This is a genomic window from Lactobacillus taiwanensis, from assembly GCF_017894345.1.
Classification (GTDB): domain Bacteria; phylum Bacillota; class Bacilli; order Lactobacillales; family Lactobacillaceae; genus Lactobacillus; species Lactobacillus taiwanensis.
The window spans coordinates 418,172-437,943 of the sequence record NZ_CP059276.1; the positions used below are offsets into that span (position 1 = coordinate 418,172).

Annotated in this window: 26 protein-coding genes, 1 other RNA gene and 1 other annotated feature; of the genes, 23 read left to right on the forward strand and 4 right to left on the reverse strand. The window is 34.1% G+C overall.

Annotated elements, in window-relative coordinates; genetic code table 11:
• Positions 1–18: 18 nt before the first annotated feature.
• The 3 genes from H1A07_RS01935 to H1A07_RS01945 all read right to left on the reverse strand — a co-directional run bounded on the left by H1A07_RS01935 (position 19) and on the right by H1A07_RS01945 (position 4,274).
• Positions 19–1,779 carry a 1-deoxy-D-xylulose-5-phosphate synthase gene (locus H1A07_RS01935; protein WP_210145202.1) on the reverse strand — a complete coding sequence of 587 codons (1,761 nt, stop codon included), beginning with the start codon at positions 1,777–1,779 and terminating at the stop codon, positions 19–21.
• A 98-nt stretch (positions 1,780–1,877) separates the two neighbouring features.
• Entirely contained in the window at positions 1,878–3,125 is a 1,248-nt protein-coding gene (locus H1A07_RS01940; protein WP_210145203.1) for an MFS transporter, read from the reverse strand.
• A gap of 96 nt (positions 3,126–3,221) precedes the next feature.
• Positions 3,222–4,274: a polyprenyl synthetase family protein gene (locus H1A07_RS01945; RefSeq protein ID WP_210145204.1), complete on the reverse strand. Its 1,053-nt coding sequence runs from the start codon at positions 4,272–4,274 to the stop codon at positions 3,222–3,224.
• 330 nt (positions 4,275–4,604) lie between these two features.
• On the opposite strand from H1A07_RS01945, the gene rpmG reads away from it, so the two are divergent.
• The 11 genes from rpmG (at position 4,605) to H1A07_RS02000 (ending at position 11,138) form a co-directional block, all read left to right on the forward strand.
• On the forward strand, positions 4,605–4,754 hold the full coding sequence (rpmG, locus tag H1A07_RS01950) for a 50S ribosomal protein L33 (RefSeq protein WP_003647778.1): 150 nt from the start codon (positions 4,605–4,607) through the stop codon (positions 4,752–4,754).
• Between the two features lie 7 nt (positions 4,755–4,761).
• Positions 4,762–4,932, forward strand: coding sequence for a preprotein translocase subunit SecE (gene secE / locus H1A07_RS01955; protein WP_004895754.1), 171 nt, complete (start codon positions 4,762–4,764; stop codon positions 4,930–4,932).
• Between the two features lie 92 nt (positions 4,933–5,024).
• Positions 5,025–5,576: a transcription termination/antitermination protein NusG gene (gene nusG, locus H1A07_RS01960; protein WP_210145205.1), complete on the forward strand. Its 552-nt coding sequence runs from the start codon at positions 5,025–5,027 to the stop codon at positions 5,574–5,576.
• 131 nt (positions 5,577–5,707) lie between these two features.
• A complete protein-coding gene (rplK, locus tag H1A07_RS01965; protein ID WP_004895752.1) occupies positions 5,708–6,133 on the forward strand; it encodes a 50S ribosomal protein L11 in 426 nt (141 codons plus the stop codon).
• A gap of 97 nt (positions 6,134–6,230) precedes the next feature.
• Positions 6,231–6,923 carry a 50S ribosomal protein L1 gene (gene rplA / locus H1A07_RS01970; RefSeq protein WP_210145206.1) on the forward strand — a complete coding sequence of 231 codons (693 nt, stop codon included), beginning with the start codon at positions 6,231–6,233 and terminating at the stop codon, positions 6,921–6,923.
• A gap of 129 nt (positions 6,924–7,052) precedes the next feature.
• Positions 7,053–7,697, forward strand: a complete 645-nt coding sequence (locus H1A07_RS01975; protein WP_035426626.1) for an amino acid ABC transporter permease — start codon at positions 7,053–7,055, stop codon at positions 7,695–7,697.
• On the forward strand, positions 7,684–8,331 hold the full coding sequence (locus H1A07_RS01980; protein WP_210145207.1) for an amino acid ABC transporter ATP-binding protein: 648 nt from the start codon (positions 7,684–7,686) through the stop codon (positions 8,329–8,331). Before H1A07_RS01975 ends, H1A07_RS01980 begins: the two co-directional genes overlap by 14 nt.
• Positions 8,331–9,119, forward strand: a complete 789-nt coding sequence (locus H1A07_RS01985) for an amino acid ABC transporter substrate-binding protein (protein ID WP_057718371.1) — start codon at positions 8,331–8,333, stop codon at positions 9,117–9,119. The genes H1A07_RS01980 and H1A07_RS01985 overlap by 1 nt, the downstream gene beginning before the upstream one ends.
• Positions 9,120–9,157: 38 nt before the next feature.
• Positions 9,158–9,281 (forward strand) — a sequence feature (ribosomal protein L10 leader region).
• A gap of 37 nt (positions 9,282–9,318) precedes the next feature.
• Positions 9,319–9,819, forward strand: coding sequence for a 50S ribosomal protein L10 (gene rplJ / locus H1A07_RS01990; protein WP_057718290.1), 501 nt, complete (start codon positions 9,319–9,321; stop codon positions 9,817–9,819).
• A gap of 42 nt (positions 9,820–9,861) precedes the next feature.
• Positions 9,862–10,224 (forward strand): 50S ribosomal protein L7/L12, encoded by a 363-nt coding sequence (gene rplL, locus H1A07_RS01995; protein ID WP_003647769.1) that lies wholly within the window; start codon positions 9,862–9,864, stop codon positions 10,222–10,224.
• Positions 10,225–10,301: 77 nt separating this feature from the next.
• Positions 10,302–11,138: an ion channel gene (locus H1A07_RS02000; RefSeq protein ID WP_244974152.1), complete on the forward strand. Its 837-nt coding sequence runs from the start codon at positions 10,302–10,304 to the stop codon at positions 11,136–11,138.
• Between the two features lie 45 nt (positions 11,139–11,183).
• On the opposite strand, the gene H1A07_RS02005 is transcribed toward H1A07_RS02000, so the two are convergent.
• Entirely contained in the window at positions 11,184–11,408 is a 225-nt protein-coding gene (locus H1A07_RS02005; protein ID WP_057718292.1) for a hypothetical protein, read from the reverse strand.
• 109 nt (positions 11,409–11,517) lie between these two features.
• Here H1A07_RS02005 and H1A07_RS02010 point away from each other — a divergent pair, with 109 nt between their 5' ends.
• The 12 genes from H1A07_RS02010 to H1A07_RS02065 all read left to right on the forward strand — a co-directional run bounded on the left by H1A07_RS02010 (position 11,518) and on the right by H1A07_RS02065 (position 19,738).
• Complete coding sequence (locus tag H1A07_RS02010) at positions 11,518–12,129, forward strand: class I SAM-dependent methyltransferase (protein ID WP_210145209.1); 612 nt, start codon at positions 11,518–11,520, stop codon at positions 12,127–12,129.
• Positions 12,130–12,206: 77 nt separating this feature from the next.
• Positions 12,207–12,389 carry a hypothetical protein gene (locus H1A07_RS02015; protein WP_094498216.1) on the forward strand — a complete coding sequence of 61 codons (183 nt, stop codon included), beginning with the start codon at positions 12,207–12,209 and terminating at the stop codon, positions 12,387–12,389.
• Positions 12,390–12,745: 356 nt separating this feature from the next.
• Positions 12,746–12,961 (forward strand): lactococcin 972 family bacteriocin, encoded by a 216-nt coding sequence (locus H1A07_RS02020; RefSeq protein WP_235499852.1) that lies wholly within the window; start codon positions 12,746–12,748, stop codon positions 12,959–12,961.
• 109 nt (positions 12,962–13,070) lie between these two features.
• On the forward strand, positions 13,071–15,005 hold the full coding sequence (locus tag H1A07_RS02025) for a bacteriocin (protein ID WP_210145210.1): 1,935 nt from the start codon (positions 13,071–13,073) through the stop codon (positions 15,003–15,005).
• A 12-nt stretch (positions 15,006–15,017) separates the two neighbouring features.
• Entirely contained in the window at positions 15,018–15,671 is a 654-nt protein-coding gene (locus H1A07_RS02030) for a putative bacteriocin export ABC transporter (protein WP_210145211.1), read from the forward strand.
• A 22-nt stretch (positions 15,672–15,693) separates the two neighbouring features.
• Positions 15,694–16,020, forward strand: coding sequence for a YxeA family protein (locus H1A07_RS02035; protein WP_094495900.1), 327 nt, complete (start codon positions 15,694–15,696; stop codon positions 16,018–16,020).
• A gap of 73 nt (positions 16,021–16,093) precedes the next feature.
• Positions 16,094–16,576 (forward strand): tRNA adenosine(34) deaminase TadA, encoded by a 483-nt coding sequence (tadA, locus tag H1A07_RS02040; protein WP_210145212.1) that lies wholly within the window; start codon positions 16,094–16,096, stop codon positions 16,574–16,576.
• Positions 16,577–16,609: 33 nt separating this feature from the next.
• Positions 16,610–16,690: signal recognition particle sRNA small type (gene ffs / locus H1A07_RS02045), an RNA gene on the forward strand.
• Between the two features lie 62 nt (positions 16,691–16,752).
• On the forward strand, positions 16,753–18,561 hold the full coding sequence (dnaX, locus tag H1A07_RS02050) for a DNA polymerase III subunit gamma/tau (RefSeq protein WP_210145213.1): 1,809 nt from the start codon (positions 16,753–16,755) through the stop codon (positions 18,559–18,561).
• Between the two features lie 13 nt (positions 18,562–18,574).
• Positions 18,575–18,904 carry a YbaB/EbfC family nucleoid-associated protein gene (locus tag H1A07_RS02055; RefSeq protein ID WP_094495903.1) on the forward strand — a complete coding sequence of 110 codons (330 nt, stop codon included), beginning with the start codon at positions 18,575–18,577 and terminating at the stop codon, positions 18,902–18,904.
• Between the two features lies 1 nt (position 18,905).
• Positions 18,906–19,505 carry a recombination mediator RecR gene (gene recR / locus H1A07_RS02060; protein WP_210145214.1) on the forward strand — a complete coding sequence of 200 codons (600 nt, stop codon included), beginning with the start codon at positions 18,906–18,908 and terminating at the stop codon, positions 19,503–19,505.
• Complete coding sequence (locus H1A07_RS02065; protein ID WP_057718303.1) at positions 19,502–19,738, forward strand: YaaL family protein; 237 nt, start codon at positions 19,502–19,504, stop codon at positions 19,736–19,738. Before recR ends, H1A07_RS02065 begins: the two co-directional genes overlap by 4 nt.
• The last annotated feature ends 34 nt before the right edge of the window (positions 19,739–19,772 follow it).

Consider the following 19,772-nt stretch of genomic DNA (forward strand, 5'->3'; position numbering starts at 1 on the left):
TATAAATATGAATTTAACTTATTTTAGAATTTCTAAAATGTCACTAACAATTTGATCAGGCATTAAATGATCACGCTTGTAGATAGATTTTTTTGGTTCATTATCAGTGTATTCTTTTTTAGCACCATAATTCTTAACCATCATCTTAGTTGGACCATAGTAGCTCGCAATCTTTTGACCAAAACCACCATCAATACTGTTATCTTCGAGAGTAACAACTAATTCATGGTCGTTTTGAAGTTTATCTAATGCGTCATGATCAAGATGAGCAGCAGATTTTGGATTGATCAAAGTGGCATTAATATTTTCTGTCTTTAATAAATCAACTACCTTTTCACCTAATTGATAAAAGTCACCTAAACCAATGATTGCGACTTTAGAACCGGGCTTTATATCATATTTAATAATTGAGTAATCTTCATCAACCGCTTCACCTTCAGGGACTGGATTCACTGGAGACTTAATAGCTACGGGATGCTTTCTTTGCTTAACTGCCCATTCAAGCATTGATTTTAATTCATTCAAGGTAGTAGGAGATAAGTATTCCCAGTTTGGCCAATTTGCGACCATGGCGTTGTCAAAAATACCTAAGTGAGTCTTAGAAGTACCAGTAATTCCGCCACCAGCTACCACCATTACGACTGGTAAGTCGTTAGCTGCTACATCGTGAGAAAGTTGATCATAAGCACGTTGTAAGAAAGTAGAGTTTTCAAATAAGACTGGGATAATTCCTTCTTTAACAGCCCCTGCAGCAAAGGCAACAGACTCTTGCTCAGCAATTCCTACATCCTTATAATTCTTAGGATATTTATTCTTAATCTCGCCTAAGCCAAAGACGCCTGGGATAGCAGCATTGATGGCTAAGATGTTTTCTTGATTTTCAATATGTTTCTTTAAGAAATCAAGAATTACAGTAGTTGGATTAGGAGTCTTTGGAGCTGGTACAGTTGTCTTGTCCGTCTTAAGATCAAAAGGCAATACCCAGTGATGACTAGCTTCATTTTCAATAGCTGGTTCGTATCCCTTACCCTTAAGGGTATTGATATGCAAAACAATTGGATGATCAATATCTTTAATTGATTTAAAGGCATCAATCATTGTTTTAATATCATTTCCATGACCAACATATTTATAATCCAGTCCCATTGCAGTAAAAGGATTATCAGCTGTTTGACCATTCGATTCACGTAGTTTCTTCAAAGCAGTTACAACCCCACCGACATTATCGTCAATCGACATTTGATTGTCATTTACTACAATAATTAGATTATGCTTTTCATCAGTCGCATTATTAAAGCCTTCAAAGGCTAAGCCACCAGTTAAAGAACCATCCCCAATAAGAGCTGTAATATTTTCATGTTCTCCTAGCATATCACGTGCTCTAGCCATTCCAGTTGCTAAGGCAACTGAAGTTGAAGTATGACCAACAGCAAAGTAGTCATAGAGACTTTCCTCAGGATTAGAATAAGGAGTTACATCTTCGTACTTATCTGGATCAAGCCACGCATAAGCACGGCCAGTTAACATCTTATGTGGATAGGTTTGGTGAGAAACGTCCCATATGATCTTATCCTTAGGTGCATCAAAAACATAATGATAAGCAATTGTAGCCTCTACAATTCCGAGGTCTGGCCCAAGGTGTCCACCTTCTACGGAGTCTTTTTCTAGAATTAAAGTTCTAATTTCACTAGCTAATTGTTCTAGCTCTTTTAAGTTTAATTTTTTTAAATCTTTTGGACTTTCAATTTTGTTCAATAAAAATTCTGGATGTTTATTCATATTTTTCACCCCAACATTAATAAAAAAAGCTTACTCATTTATTGTAAGTCAATGAGTAAGCTTTTACTAATATTAAGTTAGCATAGAGAAGTATGAGATTAATCTATACTTTCTTCGAATGGTTGAGGTGCATTTTGCTTTTTGAGGGTAAGGAACAAAGCAACAAAACTTAGCGCAAAAGCAGTTGCGTTGATTGCCCAACCGAAGTTATAAGAACCAGTAGTATCAAATAAAAGACCGTTTAAGTAAACAGATGCAGACATTGCAAATGCACCAGTCATATTAATTACTGAAAGAATTGTACTGTAGTCCTTAGCTCCGAATTCTTCTCGAATAAGGTAAGGAAGAGCAACTAAACACACACCTTGACCCAAACCTAAAATAAAGGCAGAGGCAATAAGTGGAAGACTAGTCTTAAAGAAAATTTCGCCGCTCCAGCCTAACAAGCCAAATAAAGAATAAATAAATAAAGTAGCTCGTGTATTAAAACGATCAAGCATAAAACCGATAGAAATCTTACCAGCTGCTGCTCCAAGCATTACCCCAGAAACTACTGATGCACCAATTGTTAATGGGAGGCCTTGGCTGGTAATATGACCTGAAATATGTTGCACAGATCCGGAAACAAATTGCAGTGCAAGCATTGCAAATGCTAAAGCATAAAAGACAGGAGTCTTAAGGGCTGCCTTAAGGGTAATACCACTAGTTTCAAGAACTTTTTCTGGTATATTTTTCACTTTGCCGTATGCTTGATGTTTTTGGTTAGGTTTTTCTCTTAAGAAGAATGCTGAAGGAACTAAAATTCCGAGAATTAGTAATCCTTCGCAGATGAAGCCACCTCTCCATCCAAAGTTGGTAATGATGTTACCAATAATTGGATTAAAGATGGTACCACCAAAGGCTGAAACTCCAAGGGCAATTCCCATCACAGTTCCTAACTTTTCATTGAACCAGTTTCCTAATAGAACAGGGATGGATAAAGTAATAGCAATTGGTTGGCAAATTCCAATGATGATCCAAGCAATGTAAAAATGAATTAAACTTTGTGCTACTGATAAGCTAAGCATGGAAAATCCAATTACAGCAAAACAGAAAGTTAAAAGCCAACGCAAGTTAAGCTTGGTCATAATTTTACCTGCAAACAGCAAGGTAATTGCGGCAGCAGCATTTTGCAAGGTTGTCATTAAGGCAACGCTTGCCCGACCAACATGGAAACTTTTACTAATTGGCTCAAAGAATAAACCAATAGTATTAACAATTAATCCAAATCCTACTAATGAAATCAAACAGGAGGCAATAAAAACCCACCAGGCAAAAAAATGCGAATTTTCTTTTGTCTTAGTCACTTCTTTTCCTACTTTCTAGAATGTAATACAAAAAAAGATTATAGCGAATTAGTAAAGAATAGGGAAAGAAAAGAGAATGTCTTAACATTCTCTTAATTAATAATTTCTTTTTAGTAAAATATTTGTTAGCTCTTCAAGTTGCTGGCGAGTTTTGTTGTCTGGCCAATGCTTTTGCAAGTTGTGTAAAGCTTTATCAGTGAATTTATCAGCTAACTTTTGTGCTCGTTTTACCCCGCCAAGGTCATTAACCATTTTTTCTATCTCTTGCAATTGTTCTTTAGTCAAATCTTGTCCTAATTTAACTAACTCATGTAAGCGGCCTGTAGAGTCGTTTTGTAAGGCGAAAATTAAGGGACCAGAGTAGATACCATCTTTAACATCTAATAAGACTGGCTTTTTGAAAGTAGAACTAGTAGTTGTGTAGTCTAAAATATCATCTCGTAGCTGAAAAGCTTGGCCCAAGTATTCACCAAACTTTTTAGCTTTTAGGGCCTTAGTTACTTTAAGGCCACTCTCATAAGCACCAATAAAACAGGCTAGACCAAATAAGACCCCAGTTTTACCTTTAATCTGATCTAAGTATTCTTTTTCAGAAATATTAATGTTATACGCATTGTTATATTGTTCAGTTTCGCCGACTAGGATATTTTGCATAGTTTTTCCATCTGCAATAACGCTGTGTAAGCTTTGAGCATTTTCACTTAAAAGAGTGAGCGATAAAGCAAATAAATAGTCGCCAGCATAAACTGCGATATGCTTGCCATATTTGGTCTGAATTGAGGGCCTACCATGGCGCATGCTCGATTCATCGATAATATCATCGTGAATTAAGGTAGCATTATGGAGAGTCTCAATTGAGGTTGCTATTTTTTGTAGTTCTTCGCGTTTTTGGTTAGCATTTGACCCAAAAGACCCAAAGAGCATTACGCAAGCAGGACGCAGCATTTTCCCAGGAGCTACAAAAGTGTCTTTTAGAGCCTTTCCTAGTAGACCCGGAACAGTATTTACATGTTTTAAAATAATACGATTGATGGCAATCATATCTTTTTGAGTTTCTGGAAAATTGTCCCAAAAAGTGAAATTACTCTTGTTATTGGTTCTTTTTTCGGAAAGTGAATTTTGTAGTGGATGAGTTGAATTTTCTGCCATGATAAATATTTAATTAAAAGGAAAAGTTGCTCCTTTTAATTAATAAATCCTTCCAATCAGTTGAATATCAGCATAAGAGCAGTTAAAATTAAACGGAAATAAAGTTAATGAGGTAAAATTGTTATTTTTTAGTTTATTTTCAATTTTGAAGATAGCTTTATTTTTAATTAAAAATGATCTTAATAAGTATAATTCTACACTATCTATTAATATTATTTAAAATGAGATATAATTTTTTGATGAGTAAATTAGATTCTTCTTTACTTTATTGATAGGAATTGCTAAAATAACATTTTTTTGCTAAGATAAATGCAGTTTAGGAGTGGTTTTATGGCAGTAAAGAAAGCAGCTCTTGCATGTACTGTATGTGGTTCTCGCAATTATTCGATTGCAGCAAGCAAGAATAGAACGCAAAGACTTGAACTTAAGAAGTTTTGTAAGCATTGCGGAAAGCAAACTTTGCACAAGGAAACGAGGTAGGTAAGCAATGTTTAAGTTTATTAAGAGTGTTAACCAAACTATGGCAAAAGTATCATGGCCCACATGGAAACAAAATAGACGTGATACAGGTGTTGTAATCATCAGCTCAATTTTGTTTGGTGCCTACCTTGGTTTGCTAGATTTATTATTTAGCTACTTAACGCAAATGTTCTTATAAAAACAGTATATGTGTTATAATTAAATCGGTTAAAAAACCTCCCTCGGAGGTTTTTTTATTTGCATAAAGGTATTTTTAAGGAGTTTAGAAATATGGTTGAAACCAGCGAAAAGAAATGGTACGTTTTACACACTTATTCTGGCTACGAAGAAAAAGTTAAGAAGGATTTACTTTCTAGAGCCCAATCAATGGGTATGCAAAATTATATCTTTCGAGTAATTGTTCCTGAAGAACAAAAAACTGAAACTGTTCGTGGTAAGAAACAAGAAGTAGATGAAAAGGTATTTCCAGGTTACGTTTTAGTAGAAATGGTAATGACTGATGAAAGTTGGTATGTTGTCAGAAATACGCCAAACGTTACTGGATTTGTTGGCAGTCACGGTGGTGGATCAAAGCCATCTCCTTTATATGATGACGAAATTGAAAGAATTCTTGCTTCTCAAGGCCAACCAGCTAAAAAAATTAAAGCTGACTATGAAGTTGGTGAAACAGTAACTATTATTGACGGTGCATTTAGTGGCATGAGTGGTAAGATTACTGAAATTAATCCAGAAAAAGATAAACTTTATGTTTCTATTGATATGTTCGGCAGAGAAACAAATGCTGAACTTGACTATAACCAAGTAAAAGAATTTGACCAATAATAAAAAATTAATTAGCTATTGTCAATTTAATAAATTGCTGGTAGTATATTAGAGTATCTTTATTATTGTGGGAGGAGAAGAAGGAAAATTCTCCACTATAACCGCATCACGGAATCAAGGAGGTATTGACCGTGGCAAAGAAAGTTATTAACGTAGTTAAACTGCAAATTCCTGCTGGTGCAGCAACTCCTGCACCTCCAGTTGGTCCTGCATTGGGTCAAGCTGGAATCAACATCGTTGGTTTCACTAAGGACTTCAACGCACGTACTGCTGATCAAAAGGGTATGATTATCCCTGTAGTTATTACTGTATATGAAGATCGTTCATTCGAATTCATTACTAAGACTCCACCAGCTGCTGTTCTTTTGAAGAAGGCTGCTAAAGTGGATAAGGGTTCTGGTGAACCTAACACTAAGAAGGTTGCTAAGGTAACTAAGGACCAAGTTAAGGAAATTGCCGAAACCAAGATGAAAGATCTAAACGCTGCAGATATTGAAGCTGCTATGCGCATGATTGAAGGTACTGCTAGAAGCATGGGCTTCACTGTAGAAGACTAGTGTTTTTAGGAACGTCGGATCGTTAATCAAAATTAACGAATCAAGGTGGGAGAGTGTGAGAAGACTCGTTTGACCACATTTTCAGGAGGATTTTTACATGGCAAAGCATGGAAAGAGATATTTAGAAGCAGCTAAAAAAGTTGATTCAACTAAATTTTATTCAGTAGATGAAGCTATGAAGTTAGCAAAAGAAACTTCATACGCAAACTTTGATGCAACTATCGAAGTTGCATATAACTTAAACGTTGACCCTAAGCAAGCAGATCAACAAATTAGAGGTGCATTGGTACTTCCAAACGGTACTGGTAAATCTAAGAAAGTTGTTGTTTTTGCTGAAGGTCCACAAGCTGACCAAGCTAAAGAAGCAGGTGCTGACGAAGTTGGTTCTGATGATTTAGTAGAAAAAGTTCAAAACGGTTACTTAGACTTTGACGTAGTTATTGCTACTCCAATGATGATGGCTAAGGTTGGTCGTTTAGGTCGTATCTTAGGACCTAAGGGCTTAATGCCAAACCCTAAGACTGGTACTGTTACTATGGACGTTGCTAAGGCTGTTGAAAACCAAAAAGCAGGTCAAGTTGAATACCGTGTTGATAAGCAAGGTTTGATCCACGCACCAATCGGTAAGGCTTCATTTGACGCTGAAAAATTAGCACAAAACTTTGATGCTTTACATGACGTTATTCTTCGTGCACGTCCTGCATCAGCTAAGGGTCAATACGTTAAGAGTGTTGCCGTTTCTGCAACCTTTGGCCCTGGTATCCACTTGGATCCATTAAACTTAGACTAATTAATAGTTGTTTAATTAAGCAAAAAGACTTCACAATTGTGAAGTCTTTTTTTGTACTAAGGTTGAAAGTGTAATGAGATTTTAGTTAGAATTAAACAATACGCTATTTTAGAACAGGAGGTGAAGGAAATGCTAAATTATATTTTTAGTATTTTGCCTTCATTATTTTCCGGTGCTTGGTTAACTATTGAGATCTTTTTTTGGACGACAGTAGTTTCTATTCCATTAGGTTTATTAGTTGCCTTTGGCTTACATTCAAACTTGAAGTTAGTTAAAGCAATTTTGAAATTTTATGTATGGATTATTCGTGGTACACCGCTTTTACTACAATTAATTTTTATTTTTTATGGCTTACCAACTGTGGGAATTGTCTTTCCAAGATATGAAGCTGCTTTGGTTGCTTTTATTATCAATTATGCAGCTTACTTTGCGGAAATTTTCCGTGGTGGACTTCAAGCAGTTCCAGTTGGACAATTTGAAGCAGCCCAAGTCCTAGGCTTAAGTAGATGGCAAACAATTAATCGTATTGTGCGGCCACAAGTTGTTAAGATTGTTCTGCCTTCAATTGGTAATGAATTAATAAACTTAGTTAAGGACTCCAGTTTAGTCTATGTAATTGGTTTAGGAGACCTTTTACGTGCGGGAAATGTTGCGACTGCAAGAGATGTATCTCTAGTTCCACTCGTATTAGTAGGGTGTGTATATTTGGCAATGACAGCAGTTTTAACAGCTTTATTGAGAGTAGTAGAGAAGAGAAGCAATGTCTGGAAATAAAGTTTTAGAGCTTAAGAATATAAGCAAGAGTTTTGGCACGAGAAAAATTATTGATAAGTTAAATTTGTCACTAGATCAAGGAGATATCTTAAGTATTATTGGCCCCTCAGGTGCAGGGAAAACGACCCTACTTCGTTTAATTGCTGGTCTTGAGAGTGCCGATAGTGGGAAATTCATCCATAATGGGAAAGAATTTGATCCTACAGACCGTAATAATCACTTGGTAGGGATGGTTTTTCAAGATTACAATCTTTTTCCAAACCTTTCCGTAATGGGTAATATTACGCTTGCCCCAATTATGGTAAATAAGATGAGTAAACCAGAAGCTGAAAAAGCTGCTGCGCCTGTTTTAGATCAACTAGACTTAAACAAGTTTAAAACTTTATATCCATATCAATTATCGGGAGGACAAAAGCAACGTGTAGCCATTGCTAGAGCCCTGCAAATGAAACCTGAAATCTTGTGTTATGATGAGCCTACGTCTGCCTTAGATCCTGAGTTAGTGGGAAAAGTAAAAGATATCTTCTTAAAGCTTAAACAAACAGGAATGACGCAGGTAATTATTACTCATGATCACCAGTTTGGAAAAGCTGTTGCTGATAAAATCTTAAAAGTTGAGCCAATAGAAAAATGATGAAAAAAATAATACGATTTTTGTGCCTATTGATCATTGTGCTAGCTTCTGTCGGCGTGGCTGGATGTCAAAGACAGGAAAATTCATGGCAGACGATTAAGTCGCGCGGTACTTTAGTAATTGGTGTTGACGACAGCTTCGTACCAATGGATTTTCGCCAAAAAAATGGTAAGCTTGTTGGCTTTGATGTTGACTTAGCTAAAGCGGTTTGCAAGGAAATTGGGTTAAAACCTGATTTTCAAACAATAGATTGGTCAATGAAAGAGACTGAGCTTCGCAATGGAACAATAGATGTTATCTGGAATGGATACACTAAGACGAAGGCTAGGGCAAAGAAAGTAGCATTTTCAAAACCTTACCTTGAAAATGATCAGATCCTGGTTACACGGAAAAATAAAGGAATAGATAATTATCGACAAATGAAGGGAAAAATTCTTGGAGTTCAGACAGGATCTTCAGGAGCCGATGATTTGGATAATTATCCTAAAGTCTTAAAAAAACGCGTTAAAAGTACAGTTTTGTATGATACTTATAACAATGCCTTCATTGATTTAAAAGCTGGTAGAATTGATGGTTTATTAATCGATGGGGTATATGCGAATTATTATTTAGCTCATAGCAAGTATCAAAAAGAATTTAAAAAAGAAAAATTACCATATCCAAGTGAAAAATTTTCAGTAGGAATCAATAAAAAAGATAAAACTCTTAAAAACAAAATCAATCAAGCTCTTAACCACCTAGAGAAGACAGGAGAGCTAAAAAAGATTCGCGAAAAATGGTTTAATTAAAAAAAGCTATTGACGACTTACCTAATTTACGGTAATATATTGTACAGTAAATTCTACCTAAGACTCGGGTGGCTAACGTGCCTTAATATCCCGCCGAGGCCAGAAAAACAAAGAGTTTTACAACTCCATGTCTTTTTGGCATGGGGTTTTTATTTCGGCTGATAGAATTTATCTTAAAGTAAATTTGGAGGTGAATTCGTTGAGTAAAGCAATCATTGCTAAAAAAGAAAAGCTTGTTGATGACTTTGCAGCAGAACTTAAGGAAGCTAAAGCTATCTTAGTAATTGACTACTTAGGTTTAACTGTTGAAGAAGTAACTAACTTACGTAAGGATTTACGTGATTCTAACGTTAAGATGAAAGTTATCAAGAACACTTACTTAAAGCGTGCTGCTGAAAAGGCTGGTATCGAAGGTTTAGACGATACTTTTGTTGGTCCTACTGCTGTTGTTTACACTGCTGATGCAGAAGACATTACTGAACCAGCTCGTATTGTTTCTAAATACGAAGATGATATCGATGCATTATCAATTAAAGGTGGTATGCTCGAAGGTAAGGTTGCCAGCCAAGAAGAAATCAAGAAACTTGCAGCTATTCCAGGTCGCGAAGGTTTACTTTCAATGCTTGTATCTGTATTACAAGCTCCAGTTCGCAACTTTGCATACGCTGTTAAGGCTGTCGCTGATTCAAAAGACGAATAATATAGTAAATTTACACATATCTAATTTCGGAGGAAACTTATAATGGCTTTAGATACTGAAAAGATTATTGAAGATTTAAAAGGTGCTTCAATCCTTGAATTAAACGACTTAGTAAAGGCTATTGAAGACGAATTTGGTGTTTCAGCTGCTGCTCCAGTTGCTGCTGCAGGTGCTGCAGGCGCAGGTGCAGAAAAGACTGAATTTGACGTTGAATTGACTGATGTTGGTCAAGAAAAAGTTAAGGTTATCAAGGTTGTTCGTGACATCACTGGTCTTGGCCTTAAGGATTCTAAGGACCTTGTTGATGGTGCTCCTAAGAACGTTAAGGAAGGCGTTTCTGAAGACGAAGCTAACGACATCAAAGCTAAACTTGAAGAAGTTGGCGCAACTGTTACTGTTAAGTAATAAAGTCTTAACTGAATACACTGTTAAAAATGAGGATTCTATTTTACGGAGTCCTCATTTTTGTTTACAATAAAATTATGATTAAGAAGAATTTTTATAAATGGTTTAAAGCTACTTTGGCCATTATTTCAATTATTTTAATTGTATTAGATTTTGCGGCAATAATTGATATTAATGGTGCTAATAGTAGATGGTTTTGGCTTAATAATATTATTTTAATTATTTTAGGGATTGATTATTTTTATCGCTTATATTTAGCAAAAGATAAGCAAGTATTTTTTAGAAATAATATTTTTGAATTATTGGCAATTATTCCGGTAGGAATTGCTTTTAATTGGATGAAATTTGCTCAATTAGGTGACATCGGTCTTTACTTTCGCTTGTTACGTTTAATTCGGCTGGCAGGTCTTGTGGGAATGCTAAAGGATATCTTGCATACTCACGGAATTTTATATGTAATATATTTTAGTATTGCCTTTTTGATGCTAGGTTCAGTTGCTATTTCGATTACAGAGCATGTTTCACTTGATCAAGCTTTTTGGTGGGCTATTACTACTGCTAGTACAGTTGGCTATGGTGATATTTCCCGTCATACAATTTCTCCGCAGTCCTTACTTGGAAAATTAGTAATTCTAGCGATGATTCTAATTGGAGTAGGGGTAATGGGAATTGTTACTAGTTCTCTTACTACATATTTAATGAGAAGAAATGAGGGCAACATTAGCATTAAAGATAAAGATGCGGAATTGACTTTGATTTTAGATAAATTAGACCGCCTAGAGGAACAAAATAAACTTTTAGCTGAACAAAATCAAAATTTACAAAAGCAAATCCAGGAATTAAAGCCTACCCATACTCCTAGCGAGTGGAATAAGTTTAGGGACTGGATTGAAAAGAAAAAAGATAAAAATTAAAGCGTAAATTCGATAGACCCTATTACTGTTGAATTTACGCTTTTTTTAGATAGATAAATAAAAATGTAAGATGATCATAAATAGAATGTAGCAAACTGCGATGATAATGATTACCCAGCCAGTTGTTAACCAGAATCTTGCCCAAGTTTGGCTATTTGTTGAAAGAACGCGTCCAAATACAGGTTGTTTGCCTTTTATTCTAAATCCTGTCCATAAACAGATAATTCCGATAATAATTGCTAAAATAAATATAGGAATAGAAATCGTCATTCCATCTCTTCCTTTCTGTTCTGTAACATTCTAATTATAAAACTTTGTAGAAAAAAGCAAAGCAGAATTGATAAACTATAAATGATAAATAAAAGAAGCGAGAATAATTATGGCAAAAAAGAATCAAATGTATTTTGCGGCTAATCCAGATGCTAAGCATGATGAGCATTTAGTTGATTATCATATGGACAATATTGACTTAAAATTTACAACTGATGCAGGTGTATTTTCAAAATTAAGAATTGACTATGGATCAGGTGTGCTAATCAAGACCATGAAAGATATCGATTTTCCAAAAAATGGAATTCTTGACGTTGGAACTGGGTATGGCCCGATGGGCTTATTTGCGGCTAAGTTTTGGCCTGATCAAGAAGTTGATATGGTAGATGTAAACGAGCGTGCCTTAGACTTAGCTAAAAGAAATGCACAATTTAATCAGGTAGATAATGTGAATATTTATCAATCAGATATTTATGAACAAGTGGATAAAAAATATGGGCTAATTATTACTAACCCCCCAATTCGTGCCGGAAAGAAAGTAGTGGACCAGATTTTAACTGAAGCCAAGGATCATTTAGTTGAAAATGGTGTTTTATTAGTAGTAATTCAGAAAAAACAAGGTGCACCAAGTGCAAAGAAATTAATGACAAAAGTATACGGAAACTGTGAGATTTTAGCTCGTGATAAGGGATACTATATTTTAATGAGTAAAAATAATTAAATATATAACTAAAATGATTTATAATGAAAGCGAATACAAAGTAAGAAAAGAAATACTTTGAAAGAAGTGAATTCATTATGAAACTGTTTATTAATATTATTTTAGTTTTGATTGTTTTAGCTGGTCTTGGTGGAATGATTTATTTATCAGTCAATGGTAATCGTTTTTTGGGAGCAGCTGGTTTGGCTACGCTTTACTTTGTTGGATCAATCGGCTATTTTGTTAACTGTTATACGATTAAAAAACGTGGTCGTATTTAAATAGAAAGGGTCAAAGGATCTTTTTTATTTTTACTTATTATCCTATACATGAATATGTTTTATAATGAATTTATTTAAGTGAGCTGGCTAATTTAGCCAGCTTTTTTTAGTTATAACTTGATCCTTAAAGATATCGGGAGCGACTTACGTCTTAAAAATTATATAAGGTTATGCCGTAATAAAAAATTAAACTTTTTATTGTAATTTATGAAATATTATATTATTATTAATAAAAACAAAATAATATTAATAAAAAATATTAAGAAAGTAAGAGAATTGTCATGAAAAAGAAAAGTAGAATTATAACTGCTCTTGCAACGATTGGAGTAGCCTGAGCATTAACTATCACGCCAGCGTTGGCAGCAACAGTTTATGCTCAAGGAGGAACTTGGAATTATGGAGTAGGTAATACCTATGTCTGGTCATATTATTCACATAATGGTAGAACTCACAGTGCTTCCGTGAAGGGAAACTACTCGACTTCTAGTGGATGGACACGACCAGGAGTAACTGCAAGAGCTTCTGCTACGAAGGCATGGATGGGAAACCAATCATATTACAATGTGAAATAATTTATAAAGGGAAAAATAATAACGCATTAGATGCGCTATTATTTTTGTATATGAGAAAATGTTTAGGATTGTTAAATTAGGAATCTTTGGAATTATAACTGCTCTTAGTTTGATTTTACTTGGTATGCTTACTCAGCAGTTGGATAAGGGAAATGTTCCTGGAAGTCCTACTGTTATTGAAGTAACCAATCAAAATGGAAAGTATTCTAAAAAAAGAGTATTTGATGAATTAAAGAAAAGTGCTACTCAAAATAACTATCAAATTAGTTTAGTAAGATTAAATACCGTAACTGGGAATACATCAAAGTCATTTTATAATTTTAATGATAAATTAAATCAAAATATTACCTATTTCAAAAATTCAGATATTTCAAAAATAAACAACCAGAAACTTAATTTGGAAGAAGTTAAAGGATGTTACTATACCAACGCTGATTCTCAATCACTTAAAGAATTGAGTAAAAAATTATCAAGCTTAGGATTGAGTTTTACAATTTATCATATTTCTTTACTCAGCCTTTTAAAAAATGAAAGTAACGTAATTAGCTATTTACCTATATTTATAAGTCTTTTAGCTATTTTACTTATCATTATGTTGATTGAAAAAATTTATTCATTTAAAAAATATGCAGTTTTAAGGTTAAATGGATGGTCGTATCTACAGATAATAGTTAACGATCTAAAACGAATGCTTGTATCATTTAGTACTTTAATTGCCATATTTCTAGGATTGAGTATAGGTTATACACTTTTAGTGATGAATAAAGAGGGGATTATATTTTGGCTCAAATATAGTTCCTTAGTGTTGATATTTATATTTGCGTTTTTCATCGTTTTGGATCTTATTTCCTATACTGTATTAGCATATATTAATCTTTATCCAGCTTTGAAGGGACAAACTTATACTAGACCTTTCGTTGCTACAGGATATATCTTTAAAATATCTTTGATAATTTTAACTACTATCAACGTCTTAAGCTTACACCATACGGTTGAGACTTTTAGAAATGATCAGACTATAATGCATGAATGGATTAAGCACAATAGTGGTTATGTTCTTCAATTTACTAATGTAGATGATAAAAATGTAACCGAAACAGATAAATTAGGGAGTTTAACTAGAGAAACAATGGATTTAATGCCGAATAATATTGTTTCAAGAAATTCACAAGAATTTCATCCTAATTTACAAGATGATACTCCAGAAAATGGAAATGTACTTTTTGTTAATAAAAACTACTTTAAATACAATGAAATCAAGAGTACTAATAATAAAAAAATCAGTTTTAAAGATATTAAAAATAAAAATTTTACAATCTTATTTCCTATAAATAGAAAAAATCAGAGACAGAGTTTTATCAAAAAATTTAATGAATTTATAAATTTCCAGGAAACTTTATCAGGTACAAAAAAGATGAAGGGAAGTTTAAAGATAGTTACTTATGCGAACAATCAATCTATTTTTAATTATACAATTGGAAAAGAAATTGCTGATTCAATTTCAAGAGATCCAATTATTGTAGTAATAAATGATTTGAATGCCTTATCGGATAATTTCTACTATTCTGCAGCAACTCAAGGGATGATTCAGTTTTTTGATTTAGACAAGTTGCAGCGAACTTTAAATAAAACTGGACTTTCTAAGTATATTGGTGGAATTACAGATGCTAAAACAAGATTGGCTAACTTTAGAATTGAGTTAGTCCAGCGTATTACAATTTTATCCTTAATAGTTATAATTTCTTTAATTCAATTAATTTTAGTTATTGCATTTATCAGTTTATCCTTTATACAAAAAAATCGCTCGAAATTAACAATTAATAAATTATTTGGTCAATCAAATATAAATTTGGTCTCTAGATTTGTTTTATTTAATTTAAGTATAGATACAATTTTATTTTTATGTGTGTTTATAATCCAAAAAGCATCCTTTAGTTCTCTTTGGTACTTAATTATCTATTTAATTGCAGAGGGTTTAATTATTTTCTTTCTTTCAAATCGATCTGAAAAGAAACTACTTTTGACGTTAAATAAAGGAAATTAAGGGGGGATCAGTATGTTATCGGCTATTCAGATTAGTAAAAAGTTTAAAGATAGAATTATTTTAAACGAGACTTCATGTGAATTTGAAAAAGGAAAGAGCTATGCAATTATTGGTCGGAGTGGTGCAGGAAAAACTACTTTTTTAAATATTCTTGGAGGACTAGAACAACCCGACTCTGGGAAGATCTGTATCTCTGGAAAAGAAGTAAATGAAAAAAATATAGACAAATTACGAAGAGATACATTAGGATATATTTTTCAAAATTTTGGATTAATTGATAATGATTCTGTTAAGAGTAACTTATCGGTTGGGATAAAGCATAAAAAGATACCGGAATCCCAAAAAATAAAATTAATGCATGAGGTTCTTGAGCAATTAGATTTGAAATATTTAGATTTAGAACGAAAAGTTTATACTTTAAGTGGAGGAGAGCAGCAGAGAATAGCCTTGGCGCGCATAATCTTGAAACAACCTCAAATAATTTTTGCAGATGAGCCAACAGGATCCTTAGATCCAGATAATGCTTCACTTATTTTAAAACATTTATTGGCAGATTTTAGTAAACAGGCAATAATTTTAATAGCAACCCATGATCCGAAAGTATGGAATGCCTGTGATTACGTAGTTAAATTAAACAATCAGACTATTCAATTTGTTAAAAATTAAGCTTTAATGCAGGGGGAAAAATATGAAGAAATTTAAAATAGGAGTTATTTCACTTCTAACTGTACTGGTAATAGCAATTATTGGAGTTTTGACTGTTCATACGTCTGCTACCGATCGTTTAAATCCATTGGTTAGTGAAACAGTTAGTTATGCTAAGGTTCCAAAAAACACTCAGAATTACAAACAAGTAACGATCATTAACCCAAAGGATAGTAAAACTAGAGCTTATAAAATAAAACAAGTAGGTGGTTATGATCCAAATCAGGAATATATTAAAATCCATCATAAGGGTCAATATGTAAAATCAATTTCATACATTACAAAAAATCAATTTTATAACCAACAATAAAAATTTTTAGCTAGCAGGTCGCTAGCTTTTTTCTTTTTGTTAAAATATAAGCAGAAATTAAAGAGGAAGATCCATGTTAACTAAAGAGCAAAAAGAAAAATACATGCACCTGGCCTTTGCACAGGCAAAAAAGGCTGAAGAACAAGGTGAGGTACCAATTGGTGCAATTGTTGTAGATAAAGATGGCAATGTGATTGGCGAAGGATATAATAGGCGTGAGCTTGATGAAGATGCCACCCAGCATGCCGAAATGATTGCGATTAGACAAGCTTGTAAAAAATTAAATTCCTGGCGCTTAGTCGACTGTAGTTTATTTATTACGCTTGAACCATGTCCTATGTGCAGCGGGGCAATCATTAATTCAAGATTGGCTGAAGTTTACTATGGTGCTTTTGATCCAAAAGCTGGAGCAGCAGGTAGTGTAATTGATTTATTTAAAGTGGAAAAATTTAATCATCATCCTCAAATTTATGGTGGTTTATTTAGGGATCAAGCTGCTCAAATGCTAAAAGATTTTTTCCGTGAAATTAGACGTAAACAAAAGCAAGATAAATAGTGGAAAAATAAATCAAAATACTGTATTATAGTTTGTGGGCAATGTCCGACCTCCAAATTGTGTCAGGACCGGAAGGTAGCAGCACTAAGGTTGCTTGGGCATGTGCCTTTTTTTGAGAAAATAAACAGCTCTTAGCTCGTTTGAGCTAGGAGTTTTTTTGATAAAGGAAGTGCAAAATGGCTTATCAAGCGCTATATCGTAAGTGGCGTCCTAGAACTTTTGATGGAGTTGTAGGGCAGACAGCGATTACTGATACATTAAAAAATGCAATCAAGCGTGGCAAGATATCACATGCTTTTCTATTCGCAGGACCACGTGGTACTGGTAAAACATCATGTGCTAAAATTTTTGCCAAGGCCTTAAATTGTACTAATCTGCAAGACGGAGAACCATGTAATGAGTGTGAAAACTGTCTTGCAGCAGATCAAGGAACAATGAATGATATCATCGAAATCGATGCCGCCTCCAACAATGGTGTTGATGAAATTCGAGATATCAGAGATAAAGTAAAATACGCCCCAACACAGGGTAAATATAAAGTCTACATTATCGATGAGGTTCATATGCTTTCGATGGGAGCCTTTAATGCCTTACTTAAGACACTAGAAGAGCCACCAGAGCATGTGGTATTTATCTTAGCTACGACTGAACTTCAAAAGGTTCCTGCAACTATTATTTCAAGAACTCAGCGCTACAACTTTAAGCGGATTGATCAACATGATTTAATTGCTCGTATGACCTATATTCTTGGCCAAGAAAAAATTGACTTTGAAGAAAAGGCCCTTGAAGTAATTGCTCAAGTAGCTGATGGTGGAATGCGTGATAGTTTAAGTATCTTGGACCAGATCTTGTCTTATGATCAAGATAAGGTTAAATATGAAGATGCTTTAAGAATCACCGGATACGCTGCTCAAGAAAAAGTTGAACAAGTATTATTAAATTTACTTAATGGTGAAACCTCGACAGCTCTTGAAATAGTTCATGGTCTCCTAAAAGACGGCGCATCAACTAAAAATATTTTAGACGAGTTGATTAGTTTAACTGTTAAAGGGATGCTGGCAATTAAGAGTAATAAGGAAGAAACTTTTTTAACTGAGAATTATGCCTCTGAATTAGCTAAAATTCCAGAAGAAAAGTTTTATAATTTAGTTCAAGCAGCTAATACTGCTTTAAATGATTTACGCTATACTAATCAACAACAAATTCCGCTTGATGTATTTGTAGTTCAAGTAACTCAGGCTCCAATAAAAAATGAATCTGCGGGCCAAGCAGCGGAAGCAATTTCATCAGATATTGTTCAAACTCTAAAAAATCAAATTGACACTTTAAGCAAGCAAGTTGCTGAATTGAAAAATCGGCCAGCGCCTGCTAGAAATACTACTTCAGACTTTTCTGGCACAATTGAAACTGAAACTAAGTCACAAATTAAAACCCTTACCGATAAAGAAAATCAACCAGAACAAAAGCCGAGAAGAAGAAAGGCTAGTTCTAATAACCAAGCGGCTCAAGAAAATAACCGCCGGCAAGTATATCATGTGCTTGAAAATGCCACTAAGGAAGACTTAAATACAGTAAAAGATATTTGGCCAGACTTACTGTCTACTCTAAAGGTTTCTCAACGAGCCGTAATGGAAGTTTTGGATCCTGTAGCTGCAAGTCATGAGCAAGTTGTTTTAAAATGTAAATATGAATTATGGTTTGAACGAGCAAATCAAGATGGGGATCTAATTTCTCAACTTGAAGCTGAAATTGCTAAGTTAACAAAGCATAATTATAGTATTGTTTTAGTTGCAGATTCTTCATGGTTGAAAGTACGTCATGATTTTGTAGCAAGTCATAAAGAAGAGCTACTTGCTAAAAAATTTCAAAGACTAGAAAAATCTGAACAAGAAGCAAATGGTAATCAAATAGATCCAGAAGCCAAAAAGCAAGTCATTGATAAGGCAAAAGAACTTTTTGGTGATCTAGCACAAGTTAAAGATTAAGGAGAGAAAAAAGATGAGTAGAAGACCTAATTTTGGCGGTATGGGCATGGGCAACATGCAAGGAATAATTAAACAGGCTAAGAAGATGCAACAACAAATGGAAGCTGAACAAGCAAGTTTGGCTACTCAAGAATTTGTAGGTAAATCAGCTGATGATATGGTTGTTGCTACATTTAGTGGGGACCGTAAGTTAAAAGATTTAAAGATTAATAAAGAAGCAATTGATCCAGATGACCCAGATATGCTTCAAGATTTAGTTATTGATGCTGTTAATAAAGGAATTAAAGCTGTTGATGATGCGACTCAAGCATCAATGGGTAAATATACTAAGGGTTTGATGTAAGATGCAATATCCATTACCAATTGCACGTTTAATTGATAATTACATGAAATTGCCTGGTATTGGTGAAAAAACAGCAACGCGATTAGCTTTTTATACAATGGATATGCCTGAAGATGATGTAGAAGATTTTTCTAAAGCATTAATACAGGTAAAAGAAAATCTTCATTCTTGTTCGATTTGCGGCAATATCACTGAAAGCGATCCATGTGAAATTTGTCGTGATGCAAATCGTGACCATTCCACCATTATGGTAGTTGAACAGCCTAAAGACGTAATGGCCTTTGAAGAGATGGGCGAATATAATGGTTTGTACCATGTCTTACATGGAGTTTTATCGCCAATGGATGGAGTTGGACCAGAAGAAATTAATATTAAAAGTTTAATTACTAGGCTTCAAAAACAAGATGATGTGAAAGAAGTTATTCTGGCTTTAAACTCTAGCCCAGAAGGAGAAGTAACTGCCATGTATTTGTCTAAACTCATTAAGCCAGCTGGTTTGAAGGTAACGCGTCTTGCTGCAGGACTAGCCGTAGGTAGCGATATCGAATATGCAAATTCAATTACTTTAAAGCGTGCTGTTCAAGGGAGAACAGATCTATGATTGGAAAAAGGCATAAAGTTAAAAAAGCAGGAGACGAACGATTATTAAGGATTGTGGCTCAACTGCAAAGACAACTTGCAGAACAGAAAGTTTTCGACCAAACAACGGTTGATTATTCATTTGATAATCGTGTTTTAAATAAAATTCTTCATGCAAAATTTATTTTTTTATATGAAGAAGCAAGGAGAAGAAACACTAAATCTAGTAGCTCATCAAGCGTTATTACTAGATAATGTAGTCCACCAAAGGTGGGCTTTTTTTATGGAA